The organism is Puniceicoccus vermicola (assembly GCF_014230055.1).
Lineage (GTDB): Bacteria > Verrucomicrobiota > Verrucomicrobiia > Opitutales > Puniceicoccaceae > Puniceicoccus > Puniceicoccus vermicola.
In genome coordinates, this window is the sequence record NZ_JACHVA010000126.1 from 77,539 (window position 1) to 98,831 (window position 21,293).

Here is a 21,293-nt window from a genome sequence, read left to right on the forward strand (position 1 = left end):
ATTTGATCACTCGGCGTTGCCTTGCCGACGAAACTCATATCCGTCGAAAGTGAAAGAGGTCGCTTCCTGGTCGCCCTCTATGGTGAAGTCGACTTCTTCGATTGCGCTAAGAACGATGGGGAATTTGACTCCGAGTTTATTCTTTCCGAGGAAAGTGACGTCCGGCGTGTATTCCGCAGGTCCGCAATGCATGATGAGTTTCGAAGGGTCCTTAGGATCCAAAGCAATTTCCCAAAGACCATAGAGATCATTGTTGTACTGTCCGACAAAAGCTTTGATTTGGGCGGCGGTCAGATCGACGTCCTTGGGAGTATCGTCGGAGCCGAAGAGCATTTCATCAATCTGGTCGGCGCGGTGACGGATCTCGGGCTGAAGGTCTTCTTCTCCCGTTTCACCGAACATCTGTTGGAGGAGGCCGGCACGAACCGCTTCTGGGAGAGCTGTAAGATTCATGTTGCTAAGAATGGCGATGCCGAACTTTTCTTGGGGGACGAGGACCAGAAGGGTGCGAACCCCGTCGAGGGCTCCACCTTTTTCGAGAACCTTCACCCCATTGTAGTGGTAGACGCCCCACCCGGGAGAATAGTCGAATCCGGAATTCTCATCGATAGGAGGGAACTCGGAAAAGCCGACTTCCGAGGTGATGACTGGCTCAAAGATGGTTTCCAGGGCTTTCTTGCTCACAACGGTCTTTCCTTCAAAGGATCCATCGGTGACCAGCATTTGCACGTAGTTGGCGAGATCGGTGGCGTTGGAGGCGAGGCCACCCGCCGAGACGAAGACTTTGCTGAGGTTGTGGGGGACGACGGCGAAGGCGTCGTCCTTCCAAATATGGGCAGCGGCAAAGTTGTCGGGATCTTGTTCCAGAAGGGTTTCCGCCTTTCCGGTTTCCTTCATCTGGAGCGGAGTGAGGATTGTCTCTTCGAGAACGGACTCGAAGGAGTTACCTCCGGCTTGTGCGACCATTTCTCCGGCGAGGAAGAAGCCGATGTTGGAATACTCCGGATGGTCGCGGAAGGAGTAGCCGGGTTCGACAAAGCGGAGGCGGTGCCGGATGTCAGCCCGGGAGTAGCCAAGGTGGTCAAAGAGGTCTCCGAAGAAGCCGGGAAATCCCGAACGATGGACCAGGAAGTCTTTTCCATTGACCCACTCCGTGGCATAGGGCGTGTGCATCTCGAAGTTGGGTAGAACTTTGCTGGCGGGTTGCTCCCATTCGAGTGTGTCCTGATCGACGGCCGCACCAAAGGCGGAGGCGGTGAAGGTTTTCGAGACACTGGCGAGTTGGAAGAGGGTGTCGTCATTGACTGGCTTCCCGGATTCCGTGTTTCGAATTCCAAACCCTTCCGCGATTAAAATCTCACCGTCTTTAATCACGGCGATGGAGGCACCGGGGGTCTTGTAGGTTTTCAGTGCCCAATTCATGATATCCTCAACGGACTCCTTTGTGATGCCTGTTCCGGGTTGATATCCGGGAAGAGCAACGGATGGAGTATCGTCCCCGTGGACGACTGCAGCGGAGAGAAGAAGGCTTGTGGTAACGAGGAGTGAGCGGAAACGAGACTGAATTTGCATGAACTTAGAGAGTATAAATCTCGAAAGGGTGTCAACCTGCAGGAACCCGTCTGTTTCTTAATGGATTGCGAGTAAGCGGGCAGTGGAGGGGAGGAGCGCTACCTCTGTGACTGGGAGTTCTGTCTTGAGATCTTCGGCATTTTCGCCCGGAGAAAGGATGTTTTCCAGCGACAAGGTTCCTGCTCCGGAGCCAAAATTAGCCATGAAGAGATAAGTCAGAGCATTTTGCCCCAAAATCCGCACGACTCGCCAGTCGGGGATCGGACACTCAACCGCTTGGGCGAGGCGGTTTTCGGCTAGTTTACGGGTTTCTTCCGAAGATTTTCCGGAGATCAGAGTCCATCCGGAGTCGAGAATCGTCTCGCCTGCTTCGTAGCGGAGAGGACCCTCCATGAGGGGATAGCTCAGGATTTCCGTTTGAAGGGTCTTCATGATGCCGGCATTTCGACTGGCTGACCGCTGCAGGGAGAGGCTCGAGGCTCCATATAGTCCTACCACTCCGATTTTTCCCGGTAGCTGGGCCCAGTGGCTCTGAAGATTCACATCCTCGTCCTTGTGAGCCGGGGATCGGAGGGAGATTTTTCCGGAGGCCGTGGTAAGGGCTAGCTGGTGGTCTTGGTAGAGGTCGTTCGGAAGATTCAGGTGAAGACCTTTGATGGAAGCGACATAGCCACGGCGGTCTCCCATTTGTGCAAAATGGAGGCCGACGACGGTATGGTCGTCCGGAAGGGCGGCAAAGGCTGTTTGTAGTCGGGCGGAGTCGGTGCCGCACCAACTCTCGGCGAGGTTGATATGGGTTCCCTCTACGATCGTGCCGCAGGTGTAGAAACCGCCGGGAAATTCTTCTAAATGGTAACGATCGATCTCACGGTGGGGCTTGGCTGGGCCGAAATGATGCGGATGGGGGTGGTGGCAAAACTCGACGCGACCCCCGAGGTTGTATTCCCACTCTGCGCGATGTCCATCGGAGGGCGGGAGGCAGAGTCCTTGGCCGAGTTCGAAGGCTCGCCAAGAAAATGAGGCAAATCGGGTAGGGCTTCGATGGATTGCGGCGCCGTGTTCGGGCTCGATCCAGCTCCCGGCGACCGACTGCTCGAAGTTCTTGGAACCGGGAGCTTCTGGAAACTTCGTCGAGTCGAGGTGGGTGGCGAGCATGGCCAGGGCGCTGGCGCGATCGCTTTCGAGACGGGTGTAGTAGAGAGGGCTCTGTTTTCTCAGGTCAGCTAGCCTTCGGGAGTAGAAAGCGCCGTCGGCATTGTAGCGGGTTTCTTTCTCGATGAATGCGAGCTGATGGTTCACCAAATCGAGGCCGAAGGGCTCTCCGAGCTGGTCTGCGGCGTAGAGAAGGGAAGGAAGCAGGTATTCCTGGCAGTAGCCGTAGCGAACGCGAGTGTCTCCGCCGATGCGAGCGAGGCGTCCATTGGAAAAGATCATCTTCCGCAGGACTTGCCAGAGGTCCCGCTGGTGATGGTGCAAACTCTCGGGAGCAGGCAATCCTTCTGCTTTCAAGTCAAAGTGGAGCATGGCCGCATTGCTCATGCAGATGACCATGTATCCCACGTTAAGATAGCCATGGTGGTCCAGGGCGTAGTGGGGAAAAAAGTTGGCGCCTAGATGGCGTTCACGAATCGGTTTTCCGGCGATAATGGATTCGTCGTTCGCATCGGCCTCAACGCTGACCCCGTTGATCAGGAATCGGTGGGCTTTCTCTTGCCAGGCTCCAGCGTCAGGATGGTCCGGATACATTGCCGCCGCGCGCCAGAGATGCGCGCCATTCCAGAGGTTAGACTCCGGATCGTTCCCTTCGCTCGCCCATTTTTCTGCCCAAATCCCTTTGCGCCCGCCGCGATGGTAGGAATTCAGAATCCAGTCGGCTTCGCTGCAGAGAACACCCCGCATGGATGATTGGTCCTCGTCGGAGAGCCAAGGTTTGAGGAGGTGCCAGGCGAACATCATCCTCTCGGTCCCGAGGGCACTAATCCAGGTGAGGCCCCATTGGTCTCCGTCGGTACAGGAGAGCTGGCCGGACTTATGGCTGGCGAGGTTGAAGCGGAGTGCCGCCAGAGCGCGCTCGCGGGCCCAATCCGGATCGCATCCCGGAATCTCCGTGCCGAAGACTGCGAGGGTGGCGAGAGCTCCTGCGTACTTTTGCTGGGTTTGCGTTCCCCAGCCATCGTAGCCTGTGCCGTAAACGCCCAGCGAAGGATGGTTGGGCAATGTGCTCCAATCATTTTCGGCGGACTTGGACCACTCGTGAAGCAGATGGAGGGCTCTCTGCCGAGCTGTGTGGTGAGTGGGAAGAGAGGGGGAGGTGTTCATGGCTTCAGGTGGAAGCTGTGTGGGCAAGAAGTGGGTTCAGTGTTTTGATCACGCAACTCGCCTGTAGTTTTTGGCCTTCTTCGCCGAAATGGGTGGCGTCTTCACTGTAGAGATCAGAACGATCCGCCATCAAGGAATAGAGGTCACTGACTGGCAGGCCTTCTTCTTGGGCAAGATCGCGGAGGATTCCGTTGCGAGCAACCACCCGAGGGTTGGTTTCGCGGAGGGTGGAGAGGTCCCCCTTGGTACGGATGGGAGTTGAGGTGGCCAGAGCCCAAGAGGCATGCGGTGTCAATTCGCGGAGATGGGCGACGGCCTTTGTCAGGTGTTCCCGGTATTCTTCTTCCGAATAGCCAAATCCATGGAGACCATTGTTGAAGTGGATGATGTCGAAATCGGTGTGACGGAGGGGCAGGCTGAGCTCATCGAGGAAGGCTGGGTCCGCGGGGAATCGGGAAGTACAGGCCCAGGCAATGGAAGCCTGGTCTCCGACGATCTCGGCAACTTTGGGGCCATATCCGTTGGTGATGGAGTCTCCGATCAGGAGGACCCGCGGACGTTCCAGTTCAGCCTGGTCCGAGTCGGGGACCCAAATGCGCAGCCACTCGATTTTTTCTCGAATGGGAATGTAGGGGTTTTTCATGACGGATCTCCAGTAGACTCCGATCCGGTGTCAGGGGTCAAGCTCCGGGAGTTGCAACTTCTTCTACGGTTGAGGCCATGACCGAGTTTCCTCGTTTTTGCGCCCAAGAAAGTAGGCGGGAGGGATCTCCTCCCCAGAGTCCGGGGTGATAGCTTTCTAGTGTCTCAGGTTCTCCGTCTAGCTCGAGTTTAATTACGGAGAAGAGCGGATGCGGTTGTTTCTCGGGAAGACCTGAAATGAGGATTCCGTATGAGTCCCGCTCGATGGAGAGGGGGCGGCGGTCTCCAAGAAGGGTTGCTTGTTTCACGCCAGTCGCGAGACCTTGTAGGCGCAACTCCTTTCCGGGCCAGAAGCGAATGATGAGGTAGACCGTGTTTCCCCGGCGGCATTCCCGACCGAAGAGCACGCATTCTCCTACGTCAACCGGCTCGGTTCCGTAGACGGCCTCTCCGTTGACCTTGAGCCAGTCACCAATCGCGTTGCTGCGGTTGATAAAATCTTGAGGAATGCGCCCTCCCGAATCGGGACCTACATTGAGCAGCAGATTTCCTCCTTTGCTGGAGGCTTCGGTCAGCATATCAAGAATGTGTTCGGCGCTGCGCCAGCGCTCTCCCGGCGTGTGGGACCAGAGGCGCCAAGTGCTTACCTGGCAGGTTTCCCAGAGCTTGCCGGGAACGGCTTGGATGCGGTGCTCCGGAGTTCCAAAGTCACCGCCTTCGTCCTCGTTGGCACCAAACTCGTCGGAGTTCTCGCTCTCCGGAGCGCGGTAGCCGAGCCGATTGTTGACGAGGATTCCCGGCTGCAGGCGTTTGATCTCGGAAACGAGTTCGGCGCTTCTCCAATCTTTGGCGCTGCCCGGCCAGACTCCGTCGAACCAAAGAATGTCGATCTTGCCGTAGCGGGTCATTAGTTCGCGAACTTGTTCGTGGGCGTATTCCCGGATCTGAGCCCATCCTTCCGGGTCTTTCTCCGGTCCGGCAAAAAGGGCGGGAAGGCGAAAGTCGCTCCAGGAAAAGTAGAGGCCGACCTTCAGGCCAGCCGCGCGGAAAGCGTCCGTATACTCGCGAACATAATCTTTTTTGGGAGCTTGTTGAGCGCTGCTGTAGTCAGTCGTGTCGGTATCCCAGAGGCAATAGCCATCGTGATGTCGGGTCGTGAGAACGGCGTACCGAAAACCGCCATCGACCGCGACTTTGGCCCACTCGTTTGCGTCGAAGTGCTGGGGGTTCCAGCGGCACGCCTGCTCGGCGTATTCTTCCTGATTGAGCAGTTCCCGCATGAGGACCTGTTCACCGCGCCCATGTTGGGAGTAGGGGCCCCAATGGAGGAAGAGGCCGTAAGTTGCCTGACGGAACCAAGAGTTGGAGGGTGTTTCGATTTTCATCGGGAAGATTCCGGGTTTTGCTGGGAACTCTGGCGGCTCTGAAGGGTAAAAACCTTTCCCAGTTGAAGGGCTTCCTCGACCGCCTGATCGACGCTGACGTGGTCGAGGAGGGCGTGCCAGAGTTCGTTGTTTAAAATGCGAATCGCGAGGTAGAAGAGCTCCGGCGAAGCTAGCCTCATCGGCCGGGACCGGGATAGAGTTTCGGCAAACCAGTCCGGTGAGGCCGTCGTTGTTGGGGAGAATTCAGGATTCAGGTCAGCTCCGAAGGCTCCGGTCTTTGCGAACGAAGCTTGGGCCTCGTCGGAGATCAGGAAGTTGAGAAAACGAAGAACCTCGACGGGGCTCTTGGAGTGGCTAGAGGCCGCTCCTACCATAGGCCAGAGGAAGAGGGTGTCATCACTCGAGAGCATCGGATAGGCTTGGATCGGAGTCGTCAGTTTCTCTTCGGTGAATCGCCAGAAGTCGACGCTGTGACCGAGGAAGAAGGGGATCTCTTTCCCTCGCAGGAAGCGGTTGCGATTCTCTTCGGCAATCGGGTTGTTGACTCCGGGCGCGCGCTGACAGGAGCGGCAAGTTTGGAGGACCTCTCCGGTCGCCCGGATGAATTCCTCTCGTTCGGATGGGTCGGTCTTTTGATCGTAGACCAAGTGAAAATAGCTCTCAAGGTGACGGGAGCCGAGCAGGGTGATGGGTTGTTGGACAGAGTAAGGAAGAGGATCAAAGCCTTTGGCTTCGAGTTTTGGAGCTGCTTCTTGGAGGAATCGAAGTTGCTCAGAGAAGGTGCGATAGGCGGGAGGTTCGATTCCGCAGCGTTTCAAAAGCTTTGGATGATAGAAAAGGAAGTTGCTCCGATGATAAAGGGGGATGAGTCCCTCCGGGGTGCTGCGTTTGGCAAGATTTGCGGGGGCAGATTTACTGAGATTCAGGAGGTTCTTGTCGTCTCCGGCCCAGTCTTTGTTCCAGTCGAGTCGTTCGTAGGCGTCTGTAGTTGTGGACGGGTTTTGGCCATGCTCGATTTTTGGAGAGGTATTGGGGTATTTTTGGCAAAATCTCTGTATCAAGTTCTCCCATAAAGGTTGTTGAAACTGTTCCTGACTGCCGGTTCCAAAGGTAAACGAGCTTTCAAATACGCCGGGAGTGCGGGTAGTCCCTTCTTTGGGGTAGCTCTTTCGCAAAGGGGGTTGTTTGGGAGTGGAGCGGTCCGCGACAAAAACTCCGGAACGAGGACGGCTGTAAAGGACGCCGTCTTGAATGAGCTCGGTTACAATTCGCTGGGCGGTGACTAGAGAGATGCCCAATTGTTTTCCCAGGTCTCGGATCGGTGGGAGGCGTGTATCTGCTGGATAGTTTTCGACCGTATCCCGCAAGATTTTTTTGAAGGTCGGTTGGACGGTGCGCGGAGATGGCGGCGATTTGCGGCTTTCGTCACCGTGTGAGGTCAGGTCGGTGCGCAGAGAATTTTCGCTTTGGTTCGGTGACGTCATAAGGATGCTGTTATTGTTAAATGCTGGACTGTTATATTACAAGAAAAGAATTAAACATTTTCTGTTTTTGTTGACAAAAAGGATGTATGTGGCAGATTTGCGTCAATCTTGAGTTAAGCAGATTTATCTGTAATATAACAAAAGGCTGTTTCCCCCGCTCTTCGAGAGCTTTTCTTACTCACCTCAACTGAACAGAATTATGAAGCCCCTCTCTCTGAATCTTTTAAAAATTGGCGGAGTCGGTATGGTTGCCGGACTCCTTTCTTCGCAGGTCGCGTTTGGTGTCACTCTCCTCGATGAAGACTTTTCCGACGGAAATCGGAATGGTTGGTATTCGGTCGGAACTTCGGATCAGGCTACAGGGAATACGGTCTCCACCGTGTCGTCTTTTGACAGTGGGTATGCGCTCCGTTATTATAGTTCCTATTCAAACAATGCGGTAGTGACTTCGTTCTCTGGTGTAACTTTGCAGAACAATGGTGATTACGTTGAGCTGTCGGCGACTTATCGTTACTCTGCCCCGGATATAGCGGGTAATTCGACCACGGGCCCATTGTTGGGGTTGTACAATAATATGGGAAGTCCGATTGTAGAGGACTCATTAGGTAGTGAATCGGGGGTTGGCGAAGTTGTTCAATCATGGGATGGCTACAAGGCGACCAAGTATATCGAAGCAAGTACAGGCGATGGATTCATTTTCTCGCAGAGTCCGGTTGGAAATGTGGTCTCCGCCTTCTCTCGATTTTCAGGGAGCCAGATCGATAACTTCGATGGTGGATTTGTTCTGGTATCCGGAGTTAACTATTCGAATTCATTGCGGATCGAGCTGCAGAGTAATTTGACGGATGTCGAAATCACTTATTCGATTTCGGGCGGAGGAAATTCATTCTCAGAATCGACGATCGTCGCTGCGTCCAATTTGACATTCAATGAAGTTGCCTTGGCTGCCTACAGTGGTCAGGGAGGGGTTAATAGTTATCTTGGCGACATCTCTGTAACCTCCAATATTCCCGAGCCGGGCGTGGCCGCGTTGATCATAGCTGGCGGTGCGTTGGGCCTCGTGATGGTGCGCCGCCGCCGCTCGTCTTCGCCGCTTCAAGACTGATTTTTTCGCGGAGGAATTGGGCGTATGACGCATCGATCGTCATCGAAGACTCCGGGATTCTCCCTGATCGAGCTGCTGGTGGTCATCGCAGTGCTCGGGATTCTGGCCGCGATCTTGGTGCCCGCCATTCAGAGTGTGCGTGAGAATGCCAATTCGGCCAAATGTTCTCAGAATCTTCGGCAGCTTGCCATGGGCTCGCAGCTGTTCGGCAAAGACCACGACGGCATGATCGTTCCCTGGCGTTATCGTCCGAAGGGAGATAATGGTGGAACCGCCTATTGGGAGGAGTCGCTGAGTCCATATCTCGACATTCCCGTTTCCGAGTCTAAGGCCGAGGTTCCCAATACCTCCGTTCTCTTGTGCCCGACTGAGCAGGAGAATGGGAAGGGAGAGACCGTCTATTTTGAAGACGGTTATCACACAAATTACAGCATCAATCTTCACATCGCCTGGAATCAACCGGGTAATCCGGAGGGAAAATCGCATCCCGTATTCAAAAAGGGCTATTTTCATCGAATGACGGATCCTGCCAAAACCTATCTGTTCATCGATCTTTTTGGGTCCGGAGGTGGAGGCTTTTGGATGGGTCCAAATTTGGTCTATCCTCATCAAGGACGGGTGAATGTCGCCTATGTCGATGGCCATGTAGAGGCGAAGACAGAGGCGGAAATGCAGGAATACCTCGACGATCCCAAACACATCTTCTGGATGGGCACTAACCCCTAAAACAAAAATTTAGTTATGAAAAATTCAATTCTGTTTCTCGGTAGCATTGCCGCTGTATCTCTGTTCTCTACGCTTCACGCCGAGGCGAACCTTTTGTCGAATGGAGGTTTCTCGAACGCCCGCGGTAAGAGCGTGGTTTCCTGGACTCTGCCTCAGTCTGCGCTGAAGGGACATGGTGAAGACGCTTCCTTTTTTGAGTATGGAGTGGAGGAGTCCGAGTCAGGAGAAAAAACTTTGCGTTTGGCGGTTATCAAATCCGTGAAGTTCCACTTTTGGTGGCAGCAAGAAGTGAAAGCACTACCGGCGACCGAGTACGCCCTGACGGTTCGCTACCGCGGAGAGGCTTTGGGCAATGATTTCGATTCGGGCTATGGAGGGGAGGATGTGGGACTGTATTTTCTCGACGGTGACAAGAAATGGCTGGGATACGTCCGCTCTAAGGAAGAAGTGATACTTGATGGAGAATGGCATGAATTAGAGTTTTCGGCGACCTCACCGGATGATGCGGCGATGATTGGGGTCCGGTTGGGTGTCATGGGAAATCGGGCGATGGAGTTCTTTTTCGATGACGCTGTTCTGAATTACGCGAACTGATTCCAGGGCGTTCTTTCAGGGCACCGCACACCAAGAACTGAAATCTGAATTTTACTATGCATTCGACTTTACGACGTTTCTCTTTCTTTCTTTGCGCTTCCTGGCTCTTTTGGAGTGCCTTTTCTTTGCCTACATTGAGCGAAGCTGCGATTGAACTCTTCCCGGATGGTCGTACGGTCAACAATCCGAGGTTTCCCACTGTGAATCCGGTGGAGGGCGGAGAACGGGGCCACTTCATGGACGTTTCGGCGAGGTTTACCTATTCGTTCTCGCCGTTTCTCAGCTTTGAGAACGGAGGTAAGCTCGATCTCTGGATGCGCGACACGCCGCAGCGCCTCGAGAAAAAGGTCTTTTGGCTGAAAGGTGAAGGTAGCCGGGTCGGAGTGGTCATTGCGCCAGCAAGTGAGGGGAGGAGGGTTTCTCTGCAGATGCGGGAAGGGGAATCGGTAGTCGATCGTATGGAAGTCGCTTCCTCGTGGGGCGAAGATTGGAGGCAGCTAGGCTTCCGTTGGACCGATGAACAGCTAAGTGTTCTTATCGACGGCGCGGAGCAGGGTTCGGTCGAATTCAAAAAAGGGTTTTCTCCGCAGCAGATCGAATTCGATTGTCTCTACCTAGATGATATTTCTCTGGAGGGGGAAGGAAGTTTTTCCCTCGATTGGGAGAATGGATATGCGGCGGAGGTTGATCCGGCAGAGAATGCGACGGCAGCGGTTCTGCGTGCCTTTGGATTTGATTCCTTTGTGATCAGTCTAGATCCGGAGAGCCGGGAGTTTCCGATGATGCAGGTGTCGAAAGCGGGGGAACAGTCCGCGGAAGCTACTATACGGTTTCAGCTCAAAGGCGAACGATCCGGCCTCACCATGGATTGGAGTCAGAGCTTGTCGGTGGGTGGATCCGAATCGGCAATGGAACCGATCCAATTTCCGAAATTGTTGGTCAGTGATGTTTACCATCTGAAGATTGCGGAGGTAGGAACGGAATCCGGATTCTCGGATGAGAAGCATTTCTTCTATGTCGAACCCCGCGAAGATCTTCCCGGCCCGTCCAAGTTTGGTCTCCACGATAGCAATAACCGTACCTTTGGTTCGTGGCCGGATCCGCTGGGTATCGATTTTGCCCATGCGTATTCTTATTGGTCCTATATTGTTGGACCGGCTTGGATACGCGATTTTAACGGGGAGTATGGGCTGGATCCCGAGACTCCGCCGGAGGAGTGGGCGTGGAATCCCCGCGTAGATTGGCATATCGGGCATGGGCTCAAAGTGTACTTATCGCTGCAATCTGAGCCGTTTCAGGACTGGATGCGGGCCTACGAATACCCAGAGCAGAGGATGAAGGAGTATCCTTGGGGAATCCGGGGTGGATTTCCGAAGATGGATCTCTACCGGGATTTCGTTCACGAGGCGGCGAAGCGGTATCAGGGGAAAGTCGAATACTACGAAATCGAAAACGAGCCCAATGCTGGCGGGAAAAATCAGATTCCCCCGAAAGCCTATGTGGATATCGCTCGTGCGGTTTATGAAGAGGTCCATTCTGTCGATCCGGAAGCAATGGTTTTCGGAATCTGCGGAACAGGTAATTTTGTTCCTTGGATGGAAAAGGTCTTTGCGAACGGCGGGAATCGTTTCATGGACGGCGTTTCCATTCATACCTATGTGACTCCGAGTCTTCCCGAGCCATCGGGTCTTCCGGGGAAACTAGCCAAGGTGGAGGCTCTGATTGACTCGACGGGAGCGAGTATGCCCGTCATCAACTCCGAAACAGGGACCTACGTAGCGCTGCGGGAAGTTGTCGACGAGCCGATATCGGAAGAGCGATTGAAAGAGATGATCGATCAGGGCACGCGGAGTGTGTTCTTGAGCAGTGGCTGGCCCAACTATGCGGTTTCCGAGCGGCAGGGAAGTATTTCGATTCTACGCAATGCGGTTTATAATTTTGCAGCGGGGGTAGAACGCTTTGTCTTCTTTGGGTGGAATCCCGAGTGGCCTGGTCTCGAAAAAGGGGAAGACTGGACCCAAACTGGCAACGCGAATGGTTTTTCGTTGATCTCAATGTCCCGTGATGGAGTGCGGACGCCGAGCTGGCGAACCCTAGCCATTGGTGTATTGGTAGAGCAGTTGCGTTCAGCCCGTCTAGATTCGGTTCAGGCGATCAATCAGGGAGGTGTCCGCGGGGCGATCTTTTCAACGCAGGCTGGAGGGGAAACCGCCGTCCTTTGGTCTCCACTGGGAAAGAGGACCGTTCTTTTGAAGGTTCCGTCCGGAGAAATGGAGGTCGTCGACCTTTTTGGAGCTTCCCGTTCGGTTTCGGGCTCGGATACGGTTGCTCTCGAGCTGGGTGAAGAACCGCAGTATTTTCATGTGAACAAGCCTGGACTGAGTCTCGGAGCCTCACCCGTGTTGAATTTGACTCAGACCAATCGTCCGGATGGCGGGATTGACGTTAGCTTTTCCCTGGTAAACCGCAATCCGAGTCCGTGGTCGGGCCAAGTCCACTTCCCGGACCAGCAGGGCTGGACCTTTGATCCCGCCGAGCTAGATTTCTCTTTGGAGGCTCGGTCGATGGAGAACCTGCAAGTGGTTGCGAGTCCTCCCCGGACGGGAGGCGAGACGCAGGTTTTTCTTTCCGCAGAGCTATCTCTCCCCGATGGGGGGACATTCTCAATTCCGATGGCTCTGAAGCGACGCCCGGTTCTCGGGATCTCTGATATCCAAAGTGAAGGATTCGAGGAGCTGGTTTCTCCAAACTCCTCGGTCCAACGATATGTGCTGAACCGTCCCGAGCAGGTTGTGGTGGGGCGTCCGCCGAAGTTGACGTCGATTCAGGAGGATCAGTTCTGGAAGGGGCCCGATGAGCTGTCGGCGGCAGTCAGGCTTGGCTATAACGAAAAAGGGTTGTTCATCTACGCGGACGTTGTCGATTCCGAGGCATCCGTTCCGGAAACCTGGCCGGGAGTACGCGGTTCGGCAGTGGAGATTTTCTTCGACCTCCGTTCGCCGAAGGATGGATTTGGGGAGGGTGTCGGCGAAGGTGTCTATCAGGTTGTTCTGCGCCCCGCTCTGTCGGAAAGTGAATCGGTAGCGATTTGGAACACCCGGGAGGAGAAGGGAGTCCTTGAGGGAACAGTGGCCGAGGGTGGCCCAACCGAGGACGGCTATTGGGTCGGGTTCTATGTTCCCTGGGAGTCATTGGGGCGGAGCCCTGAGGAAATGCAGCCGTTCGGTTTTGACATCGGTTTCGATAGTCCTACGGAGGATGGTAAGGATCGCAAGAATCAGATTATGCTGTTTGGAACGGCCTCGAACAGTTCGGACGCGAGCCACTACGGCGTGGTGATTCTGGAAGAATAGAGCTTGGATTGCTCTGAAGTGCTCGGCGGAGAGAGGCGGGCCGAGCATTAGGATTTCGAATCCGGGCGGGATTTAAGGGTAATACCTGTCGAACTTTCCCCGAAAAGGATTGGGGTCGGGGCGGCGTGAATTAGTTTTCGCGGGTGAAACGCAAAGAAAACTCTCGTGAGATCATTCCGGTCTGCCCGATTTCCCAACCCGTCATTCTATTCAGCAGTGTCTTCGGGCCGTTTGCTCGCGACGACGAATACGGGAGCCGTGCCATCAATCCGATGGAGCTGTATCAGAATCAGGTGACGCGGGCTCAAGGTCCGTTTTCTTTGCGGATGTTTCATCGTTCCTGGGGATTGATGTTGATCCGCGAGAACATTGAGAGTCCGAGCACTCTTTTGGATTTTCCGAGCCGGGACCGGTTTATCGAGGAATTGCAGAAACACCCTTATGATATCGTGGCGATCAGTGCGATTCCCCCGAACTTCTTGAAGGTGAAGGAAATGTGCCGACTCGTGCGGCTCTATCTGCCCGAGGCCAAAATTATTGTTGGCGGCCACATTACGGGCATTGCCGACCTGAAGGCGCGAACTGGAGTGGACTATGTGTCCCGTGGGGAGGGCGTTCGGTGGATGCGATCGTTCCTTGGGGAGAAGGTGGATCGGCCGATTCGGCATCCGCGAATCCTTTCGGGAATTGGCACGCGGACCATGGGAATGAGGTTGAGCGAAAAGCCTGGCGAGGTGGCCGCTACGCTCATCCCGTCGGTGGGTTGTCCGATGGGCTGCAATTTCTGCGCGACCTCGGCGACTTTTGGGGGCAAGGGACGCTTTATTGATTTCTATAAAGACGGTGACGAACTGTTTGAGGTGATGGTTGAGCTGGAGCGTGACCTGAAGGTGCAGTCGTTCTTTGTGATGGATGAAAATTTCCTCTTTCACCGTCGTCGGGCTCTCCGGCTTCTCGAGAGAATGAAGGAGGGGCGGAAAAGTTGGTCCCTCTATGTCTTCAGTTCGGCCAACGTTCTGAAGTCCTACAAGATCGAGCAGCTGGTTGGCCTGGGGATTTCCTGGGTCTGGATGGGCCTTGAGGGAAAAGCGAGCCAGTATGCCAAACTGGCGGGGGCAGACACCCGGGCGCTGGTTCGGGAACTCCAATCGCACGGGATCAGCATCCTGGGCTCGACGATCATTGGATTGGAGGAGCACACGCCGGAAAATCTTCCTGAGGCGATCGAGTATGCGGTCAGCCACGACACTGAATTTCATCAGTTTATGCTCTACACACCCGTTCCCGGGACTCCCTTGTTCGAGGAACATCGCGAGGCGGGAACTCTACTGGACCCGGAGGGAGAGCAGTTGGCCGATGCGCATGGGCAGCTCAAATTCATGCATCGGCATCCTAATATTCCCGCGGGAGAGGAGTCGGGGTTTTTGTTGAGAGCGTTTCAGCGCGATTTTGAAGTCAATGGCCCTAGTGTTCTCCGAATGGCCCGCACCCTGTTGCAGGGTTGGAGGATGTATGGAAAGAGTGAAGACGGGAGAGTCCGAACAAGGTTGCGTAGAGAGGCGCGCTCACTGGCTTTTCAGTATGCGGCTGCCGTGGCCGGCGCGCGCCGATGGTTTCGTAAGGAACCCGAGATCCGCGCTAAGCTGGACACTCTCCTACGGGAGATTAAAAAAGAGTTTGGGCTTCGGGCCAGGCTCGCCGCGGCAGTGGGGAGGGTCTGGGTATACCGTTCCTTGAAGGCCGAGTCCCGTCGACTCGGGTCGGGTTTCATTATGGAGCCGCCCACCTTCCGGGAGAGCAGTCTGAGCTCGGCCGGGGCTTGAAGGATTTAGGTGGGGCATGGCTTCAGCCTTGCCCGCGTAGTCCTGGCGATTCTCGTCGTCGGTTCGTTTTCGGCGACATTTCGCAGCTCGGTTTCTTTTTCGTCCGTTTCGGTGGGCGCTAAAGCAACCCACCCACAGAGTGGGGCATGGCTTCAGCCTTGCCCGCGTTGGTCCGGCGGTTCTCGTCGTCGTTTCGTTTTCGGCGACATTTCGCAACTCGGTTTCTTTTTCATCCATCTCGGTGGGCGCTAAAGCAACCCACCCCACAGAGGGCCCGTCGTTCCGATAGAGGTTCGAAGTCTCTTGAATAATCTGGAGGTATGGGATTGGGTTCGCCGTATGAATACCCCAGTTGCGATTATCGGTGGTGGCCCTTGCGGTCTTCTCTCTTCCCTCTACCTTTCCCGTCTCGGGGTTAAGAACGTCGTTCTGGAAAAGCACCCGGGCATCTCCTTTCATCCCAAGGCGATGGGAACCAGTCGAAAAACGGCGGAAATCTTTCGTCAGCTCGGACTGCTCGATGCGATGCTGGAGAAAGACATCGTCGATGGGGTCGAGAATGTCCAGGTCTGGCTACGAAGCTTGGCCGGAGAAGAGTTTGGGAGGTCTCCTCGCGTCAAGGAGGAGGATGGGTCGACTCCTTGCAAGCGTTACCACTGTCCGCAGCCTCACACGGAATCCGTTTTGAGGAAGGCGGTTGAGCGGGAGGAGCATTCGGAGTTGCGCTTTCACTCTCATGTGACCGCGTTTGTTGATTCTGGAGAGGACGTTTCTTTGACGGTGGAGAACCGGGAAACCGGGGAGGTAGAAACCCTTCGAGCCCGCTGGGTGATTGCGGCTGACGGTGCAGCCAGCGCTGTGCGGGAGAAACTGGGCATCGAGACCTACGGACCGGGTGATCGCGGGCATTTTCTCAATGTTTATTTCCGAGCCGACTACTCCGAACTCATTAAAGGCCGGGAATCCCAGCTCTACAGCCTGTTGGATGACGAGTATTACGAACTGATGGTCGCCGTGAATGGGAAGGATGAATGGCTGATGCATCATTTTCTCCAGCCCGGTGAGTCGCCGGAGGACTACTCGGCCGAAGCTTTTCAGGAGATTATTCAAGGGGTCTCGGGCGCTCCGGAGATTCCCGTCGAGGTCATCAGCATCAGCCCTTGGGTGATGAGCCCCAAAGTTGCGGCCCAATGGCGTTCAGGACGGATTTTCCTGACCGGGGATGCCGCAGCGCGACTCTCGCCTGCAGGAGGCCTGGGGATGAACAACGGTTTGCAGAGTGCGGCCAATCTCGCCTGGAAACTGGCCGCAGTGGTGCATGGTCAGGCGGCGGAAGGCCTTCTCGACACGTATGGGAGGGAACGCTCAGACGTGGTGAAGTACATCTTCGAGAATGCCGAAGGCAATGCGGATGAGGTTTTTGAAATCGTCGGCATGGCTATGTGTGGAAACTGGGACGGGGCGAAGGAGAAGATTCGACATTCACGCCGCAGTGGTAGTGGTGCCGGAGTCGACCTCGGTCTCGCCTACGGCCAAGGAGCGCTGGTTCCCGACGGGACGGGTGCCCCACAGCTAGAGGATCCGGCCAACGAGTATATTCCCACAGGTCGTCCGGGGCATCGGGCTCCGCACATCCCTCTCGAGGGACCGAACGGAGAAACGTCATCCATCGATCTGTTTGGCTTGAGCTTTGTGCTTCTCGTCGGTCCGGATGGAGGGCCTTGGCAGGCGGCTGCGGAAGATTTGCAATCCAAGTATTTTCAGGGAGTGTCCCTGAGGGTCGAAGTCATCGGGGAAAGCCTCGATGTCGATGTGAAAGCAATGCTCGACCTGTACGGCATATCCTCGAAAGGCGCTATCCTCGTCCGTCCGGATGGCTACGTAGCCGCCCGCTGGGCGAAGGGAGAGGGCGACGAATTCGAGTCGCTCGAGGCGGCGGTTGCGACGATATTTGGTAGGTAACGTCCCTTAGGTTTCGACCGCCCTCGATTCTCTATTCAAGAGGCTAACCGTCCCTTAATCACTTTCGCCGGAATACCCGCGGCGATGGACATCGATGGAACATCTTTTGTCACTACCGATCCGGCACCGACGACCGAACCTTTTCCAACGTGCACGCCAGCGGTGAGGTTGACTCGACCTCCGATCCAGCAGTCGTCTTCGATGGTGATGGGGGCGGGGCGGAGGCCCTGGTTGTGGATCGGTTTGTCTGGATCGTCGAATATGTGATTGGCGGCGATCATCATGCCGTGAGAGGCGATGCGGACTCCGTTGCCGATGGAGATCTGGCCGGATGGGTCTTCCCGGGTTCCTCCTCCGACGAGAATCGTATAGGCTTGGACTGAGCAATTGTCTCCGAAGGACACGTTACCCTGGATGATCGCTCCTTCGGCGATGATGCAGTTTCCGCCGAAAACGATCTTCCCGTTGCGTGGATGGATCTTGGCACCGGGGTGGAAAAGGCAACTCTTCGGCGCTTCGACGTTCTTGTGACGCAGCGCGAAATGACGGCCAATTCGGTAGAGGAGCCGTTCTTTACAGTTTCCGGGCTTCTTCGGCATGCTGTAGCCGCGATCGAGTAAATTCCAGAGGCTCATGGGAAGGGGAGGTTTAGACGTTAAGAGGTTTGGAGGTTAGGACGTTCTGAGGTTAAGAAGTTGTGACGTTTTGAGGTTGAGAGATTAGGGAGGTTTGAGGTTGGGAAGTTTAAAGGGTGAGTTCGACCATTTCAGCGTCTGAGGCCGGTAGGCTGTTGCAAAGGATGCGTGATCCGTCGTGGGAGAAGACGGGATGGTGGCAGACACGATTCGGATTGCGGCCTGGATCTTCCTTCTCCCCCCGGTATTTGGGAAGTTGGACGCGGTGAACGATCTCACCGGTTTCGCGGGAGATGAAGACGACCGCACCTCCGTCGCCGTAGGATTCGTCGGTAACGATCAAATTGTCGTCCGCCGGGCTGACGCTCGGATGGCCTCCGCTATGGTGGTCACTCAGTAGGCGGTACCCCGAGCCGTCGTAGCGAACTTCGGCCAAGGCGGTTTTCCCTGGGTTCTCGGGGCGGGGACCGTATCCGATCAAACGCTCCCCATCCGGTTGCCAGGCCCAGTGTACTCCCCGGCGATCGAAGCTGATGTCGACGGCTAGGTTTATCTCTTTCAGTTCCCGGTCTGCTGTGAAGACGGATGTGATCTTGGGTTCTTCGCGGCGCGGGTCGACACAATGGTTCCCGAAAAAGAAGAGGCAACGGGTTCCCTGGCGGTTCCAGCGGACGCAATAAGTCATGAGGGTGAGCCCTTCTTCGGGGCCGAGTCGTTCCTTTATGCGTTGGTCCTCTTCGAGGATACGTTCCCGTTGAGGATGATTTCGAAGAATCTCCTCCGTAGAGAGCACTAATTCGGAAGAAGAGGGAGGGCCGAAATCGATTGAGGAAATCCCATGCTTCTGGCGTTCCTGAAAGGGAACGATGGCAAGTTCCGGACGGTAGAGTTTCTCGGGGTGTCCGTAGCCCGCCGCGTAGAGCAGGCTATGCGAACAGGAGAAACCGGGTTCTCCGGAAGGGGGAAGACCCTCCATGTCTCCGGGAACGACTACTTCTTTTCCGGTGGCGAGCTCCCGGCGGGTTGTGCTGGGACGTAGATCGTTGCCGGATTGGAAGTAGACGAAGCGGGCGTCGGGGGACCAGCTTTGCCAGAACCCGGTGTGCCAGAAGCTGGGAGTGACCGGATGGCGGCCAAAACGGTCGAGGATTTCGCCTTCAGCGGAGAGGACGATGACTTCCCCCTCGCCGGTTTTCCGATCGGCTCCGGCGATGAGCATGCGACCGGAGCCGTCCGGCGCATACGGGCAAAGACTGTAGTAGCTGTGCACACACCAGCGGTCGGGAACCGGAAGGGTGCGAAGAGTCGGGGAGAGGGTTGTTGGAGAATTCATAAATTATCTAAAGACGACTAGAGGCTTTTTGTGGCTGGGTTGCTTCAGCGCCCAGCTTTCGAATGTGCGATACGTCGAAACGGCTGTCGCCATTTCGCTCCGTGGGAAATTGACGGAAGTTCGGTAAAAAGTTGGTATACCGGATTGTCGGTTCGGTCATCGGTCTCACCCAGCCTTCGCCCGAGGCTACGGCGGGCTGGCTGACCGACGCTACGGCCCGGGCGAATGTCATTCGTTGAGGCGGTGTCATTCGGTTATTTTCGGAAGATAACCTTGGGGCCGAACCCCTCCATCCCGCGTCCGCGGAATCCCCCTCTCCAGCAACCCCCGTCGCCAAGGCTATGGAGGTCAAGAGCAGGGGATAAGTTTCAGGGGACTGTTGGTTGTTCTTCGAATCAAAAGTAGCTCTGTGTTTTGGGTGAGGACTTTCTGCCTTGCCGAGAAGGGAAGAGGCTTGGACGTCGATTTTGACTCCCCTCCTCCTCGTAGGAGGGGGGGACCAGCGCCAGCTGGTGGGGAGGTCCTGCCGGAACGGATAGATCCGCAAACTCCGGTCGTTCACAGTAGGCACGCCGCAGAATAGCGAAACGATCAGTCTCTCCAATCTGGGCCTTTGAATCGGAAACTGAAAACCAGAAAACATCCAAACTTCAAAACCTCAAAACCTCAAAACGTCTTAACCTCTAAACGTCTGAACCTCTTAATCTCCCAAACCTATCGTCCCATCCAGCCTCCGTCGACGGTCAAGATGGAGCCGTGGACGTATTTGGATGCGTCTGAGCAAAGGAAGAGAGCCGGGCCTTTGAAATCTTCGGGATTACCCCAGCGTCCGGCAGGAATACGGTCGAGGATCTGTTGGCTGCGGACGGGGTCATTGCGCAGCGCTTCGGTGTTGTCGGTGGCAATATAGCCGGGAGCGATGGCGTTGACGTTGACTCCTCGGCCGGCCCATTCGTTGGCGAGGGCTTTGGTGAGTTGGCCGATTCCTCCTTTACTGGCGGCGTAGCCCGGGACGGTTATGCCTCCTTGGAAAGTGAGGAGAGAAGCGGTGAAAACGATCTTCCCTGAACCCCGTTCGACCATTTCTTTGCCGATCTCGCGGCTGAGAACGAACTGAGCGTTGAGGTTGGTTTCGATGATGGTGTCCCAATATTCATCAGGATGCTCGGCTGCAGGTTTACGGAGGATATTGCCCGCGTTGTTGATCAGGATGTCAATCTGCGGGTGGTCCGCTTTTACCGATTCGATAAAACGATAGAGGGAATCGCGATCGGAGAAATCTGCCTGGTAGGCCGAGAACTTTCGACCGAGAGTCATTACGGATTTCTCGATGGCGCTGCCGGATGATTCGAGCGAGGCGCTGACGCCGATGATGTTGGCACCGGCCTCGGCGAGGCCCTCGGCCATGGCGAAGCCGATCCCACGCTTACAACCCGTAACGAGTGCGGTTTTTCCGGAGAGGTTGAATCGTTCAGGTGTTTTCATAAGCGGTATAATTCGATGATGAGCAGAATGATTGACAGCAGAATCATTTTCGAAGTGTTTTCAGGGTTACGTTGAGATTGTTCAGATTTATCCAGTGTATTGCCTTGAGGCGGGTGAGTTGGAGCAGGCGTAAAATATGGTTTTCATAAGATTGAAAGTGTTTGTGGATAGCGGATAAGTGCCAGGCTGTGGTCGGTGTGAGAAGGCACATTCTCTGTCTTCCGGATAGTCGGCCTTCGATATGGATTTCTACTGGAACTAATCCTCCATCTGGAAATTTGAGTAAATGGAGCAGGGCTTCGCGATACAGGTTGGCCTCAAGGCAGGTTCCCCAATCGTCCAGTAAAGAGCATAAGGTGTTTTTGAGAATTTCACCGAAGTCATCGATATTTATCCAGTTCCGTTGATCGATTGAGTAGGAGCGCCTCTTATTTAGGTCCAAGGTCGTTGAGACAAATTTTGATTCCACCGATCCGGGTCGGAAATTTATAATTTTTCCATGGCGCAGGTTAGCCAGTAAAAGGTAATGGATCGTTTGCTTGTGGTGATGTCCATTCAGTGAGTCCGCAGTCTTGAGCTCATAAATCGAGCTGCGGTTGACAAGCAGGTCTATATAATAATCTTTTGAAAAACTTTTGTGAGATGCATGTAAGGAAACTTCTCTCATCGCATCGAGATTACTACGTGTTACCCGTTCAGCTAATTCTGACTGGTAAATCTTTTCATCTAAAAAACGTCCAATCTCATTGTGGATATCAAATGCGTGCCCCATTATGCAGTTGTCGATTTGATGGAACGAATTCTGACCAATTGGGGACAACTCTACTGAACAAGTGATGGGCATGGAGATGCTAAGATTCCAAGGTGAAAAGTGT

Annotated in this window: 15 protein-coding genes; 6 read left to right on the plus strand and 9 right to left on the minus strand. The window is 55.0% G+C overall.

Annotated features, from left to right (window positions below; all coding sequences use genetic code 11):
* Nucleotides 1-6: 6 nt before the first annotated feature.
* From H5P30_RS16285 to H5P30_RS16305, 5 genes are read right to left on the minus strand one after another with little or no spacing between them, the layout of a single operon-like run.
* Nucleotides 7-1,572, minus strand: a complete 1,566-nt coding sequence (locus H5P30_RS16285; protein WP_185693974.1) for a serine hydrolase domain-containing protein — start codon at nt 1,570-1,572, stop codon at nt 7-9.
* Between the two features lie 57 nt (nt 1,573-1,629).
* Nucleotides 1,630-3,891: a hypothetical protein gene (locus H5P30_RS16290; RefSeq protein WP_185693975.1), complete on the minus strand. Its 2,262-nt coding sequence runs from the start codon at nt 3,889-3,891 to the stop codon at nt 1,630-1,632.
* 4 nt (nt 3,892-3,895) lie between these two features.
* The gene (locus tag H5P30_RS16295) at nt 3,896-4,534 is read right to left on the minus strand and encodes an SGNH/GDSL hydrolase family protein (protein ID WP_185693976.1); all 639 of its coding nucleotides are present in this window, start codon (nt 4,532-4,534) and stop codon (nt 3,896-3,898) included.
* Between the two features lie 37 nt (nt 4,535-4,571).
* Complete coding sequence (locus H5P30_RS16300; RefSeq protein ID WP_185693977.1) at nt 4,572-5,918, minus strand: alpha-L-fucosidase; 1,347 nt, start codon at nt 5,916-5,918, stop codon at nt 4,572-4,574.
* Nucleotides 5,915-7,402, minus strand: coding sequence for a GntR family transcriptional regulator (locus H5P30_RS16305; RefSeq protein ID WP_185693978.1), 1,488 nt, complete (start codon nt 7,400-7,402; stop codon nt 5,915-5,917). The genes H5P30_RS16300 and H5P30_RS16305 overlap by 4 nt, the downstream gene beginning before the upstream one ends.
* Nucleotides 7,403-7,601: 199 nt before the next feature.
* On the opposite strand from H5P30_RS16305, the gene H5P30_RS16310 reads away from it, so the two are divergent.
* The 6 genes from H5P30_RS16310 to H5P30_RS16335 all read left to right on the plus strand — a co-directional run bounded on the left by H5P30_RS16310 (nt 7,602) and on the right by H5P30_RS16335 (nt 16,965).
* Nucleotides 7,602-8,507, plus strand: a complete 906-nt coding sequence (locus H5P30_RS16310; RefSeq protein WP_185693979.1) for a PEP-CTERM sorting domain-containing protein — start codon at nt 7,602-7,604, stop codon at nt 8,505-8,507.
* A 24-nt stretch (nt 8,508-8,531) separates the two neighbouring features.
* Complete coding sequence (locus tag H5P30_RS16315; protein WP_185693980.1) at nt 8,532-9,233, plus strand: prepilin-type N-terminal cleavage/methylation domain-containing protein; 702 nt, start codon at nt 8,532-8,534, stop codon at nt 9,231-9,233.
* A gap of 15 nt (nt 9,234-9,248) precedes the next feature.
* Nucleotides 9,249-9,827, plus strand: coding sequence for a hypothetical protein (locus H5P30_RS16320; RefSeq protein WP_185693981.1), 579 nt, complete (start codon nt 9,249-9,251; stop codon nt 9,825-9,827).
* A 56-nt stretch (nt 9,828-9,883) separates the two neighbouring features.
* Nucleotides 9,884-13,180 (plus strand): sugar-binding protein, encoded by a 3,297-nt coding sequence (locus tag H5P30_RS16325; RefSeq protein ID WP_185693982.1) that lies wholly within the window; start codon nt 9,884-9,886, stop codon nt 13,178-13,180.
* A gap of 143 nt (nt 13,181-13,323) precedes the next feature.
* Nucleotides 13,324-15,003 (plus strand): B12-binding domain-containing radical SAM protein, encoded by a 1,680-nt coding sequence (locus tag H5P30_RS16330; protein WP_185693983.1) that lies wholly within the window; start codon nt 13,324-13,326, stop codon nt 15,001-15,003.
* 339 nt (nt 15,004-15,342) lie between these two features.
* The gene (locus H5P30_RS16335) at nt 15,343-16,965 is read left to right on the plus strand and encodes an FAD-dependent monooxygenase (RefSeq protein WP_185693984.1); all 1,623 of its coding nucleotides are present in this window, start codon (nt 15,343-15,345) and stop codon (nt 16,963-16,965) included.
* Between the two features lie 35 nt (nt 16,966-17,000).
* On the opposite strand, the gene H5P30_RS16340 is transcribed toward H5P30_RS16335, so the two are convergent.
* The 4 genes from H5P30_RS16340 to H5P30_RS16355 form a co-directional block, all read right to left on the minus strand.
* Nucleotides 17,001-17,600 (minus strand): acyltransferase, encoded by a 600-nt coding sequence (locus H5P30_RS16340; protein WP_185693985.1) that lies wholly within the window; start codon nt 17,598-17,600, stop codon nt 17,001-17,003.
* A gap of 109 nt (nt 17,601-17,709) precedes the next feature.
* The gene (locus H5P30_RS16345) at nt 17,710-18,933 is read right to left on the minus strand and encodes a lactonase family protein (protein WP_185693986.1); all 1,224 of its coding nucleotides are present in this window, start codon (nt 18,931-18,933) and stop codon (nt 17,710-17,712) included.
* Nucleotides 18,934-19,647: 714 nt separating this feature from the next.
* Nucleotides 19,648-20,418, minus strand: a complete 771-nt coding sequence (locus tag H5P30_RS16350) for an SDR family oxidoreductase (RefSeq protein WP_185693987.1) — start codon at nt 20,416-20,418, stop codon at nt 19,648-19,650.
* Between the two features lie 43 nt (nt 20,419-20,461).
* Nucleotides 20,462-21,262 (minus strand): GxxExxY protein, encoded by an 801-nt coding sequence (locus H5P30_RS16355; protein ID WP_185693988.1) that lies wholly within the window; start codon nt 21,260-21,262, stop codon nt 20,462-20,464.
* Nucleotides 21,263-21,293 lie beyond the last annotated feature (31 nt).

Excerpts from the sequence above, each read along its gene's own strand:
- H5P30_RS16285 (WP_185693974.1), bottom strand. The coding sequence starts at position 1,572 with ATGCAAATTCAGTCTCGTTTCCGCTCACTCCTCGTTACCACAAGCCTT.
- H5P30_RS16290 (WP_185693975.1), bottom strand. The coding sequence starts at position 3,891 with ATGAACACCTCCCCCTCTCTTCCCACTCACCACACAGCTCGGCAGAGA.
- H5P30_RS16295 (WP_185693976.1), bottom strand. The coding sequence starts at position 4,534 with ATGAAAAACCCCTACATTCCCATTCGAGAAAAAATCGAGTGGCTGCGC.
- H5P30_RS16300 (WP_185693977.1), bottom strand. The coding sequence starts at position 5,918 with ATGAAAATCGAAACACCCTCCAACTCTTGGTTCCGTCAGGCAACTTAC.
- H5P30_RS16305 (WP_185693978.1), bottom strand. The coding sequence starts at position 7,402 with ATGACGTCACCGAACCAAAGCGAAAATTCTCTGCGCACCGACCTGACC.
- H5P30_RS16310 (WP_185693979.1), top strand. The coding sequence starts at position 7,602 with ATGAAGCCCCTCTCTCTGAATCTTTTAAAAATTGGCGGAGTCGGTATG.
- H5P30_RS16315 (WP_185693980.1), top strand. The coding sequence starts at position 8,532 with ATGACGCATCGATCGTCATCGAAGACTCCGGGATTCTCCCTGATCGAG.
- H5P30_RS16320 (WP_185693981.1), top strand. The coding sequence starts at position 9,249 with ATGAAAAATTCAATTCTGTTTCTCGGTAGCATTGCCGCTGTATCTCTG.
- H5P30_RS16325 (WP_185693982.1), top strand. The coding sequence starts at position 9,884 with ATGCATTCGACTTTACGACGTTTCTCTTTCTTTCTTTGCGCTTCCTGG.
- H5P30_RS16335 (WP_185693984.1), top strand. The coding sequence starts at position 15,343 with ATGAATACCCCAGTTGCGATTATCGGTGGTGGCCCTTGCGGTCTTCTC.
- H5P30_RS16340 (WP_185693985.1), bottom strand. The coding sequence starts at position 17,600 with ATGAGCCTCTGGAATTTACTCGATCGCGGCTACAGCATGCCGAAGAAG.
- H5P30_RS16345 (WP_185693986.1), bottom strand. The coding sequence starts at position 18,933 with ATGAATTCTCCAACAACCCTCTCCCCGACTCTTCGCACCCTTCCGGTT.
- H5P30_RS16350 (WP_185693987.1), bottom strand. The coding sequence starts at position 20,418 with ATGAAAACACCTGAACGATTCAACCTCTCCGGAAAAACCGCACTCGTT.
- H5P30_RS16355 (WP_185693988.1), bottom strand. The coding sequence starts at position 21,262 with ATGCCCATCACTTGTTCAGTAGAGTTGTCCCCAATTGGTCAGAATTCG.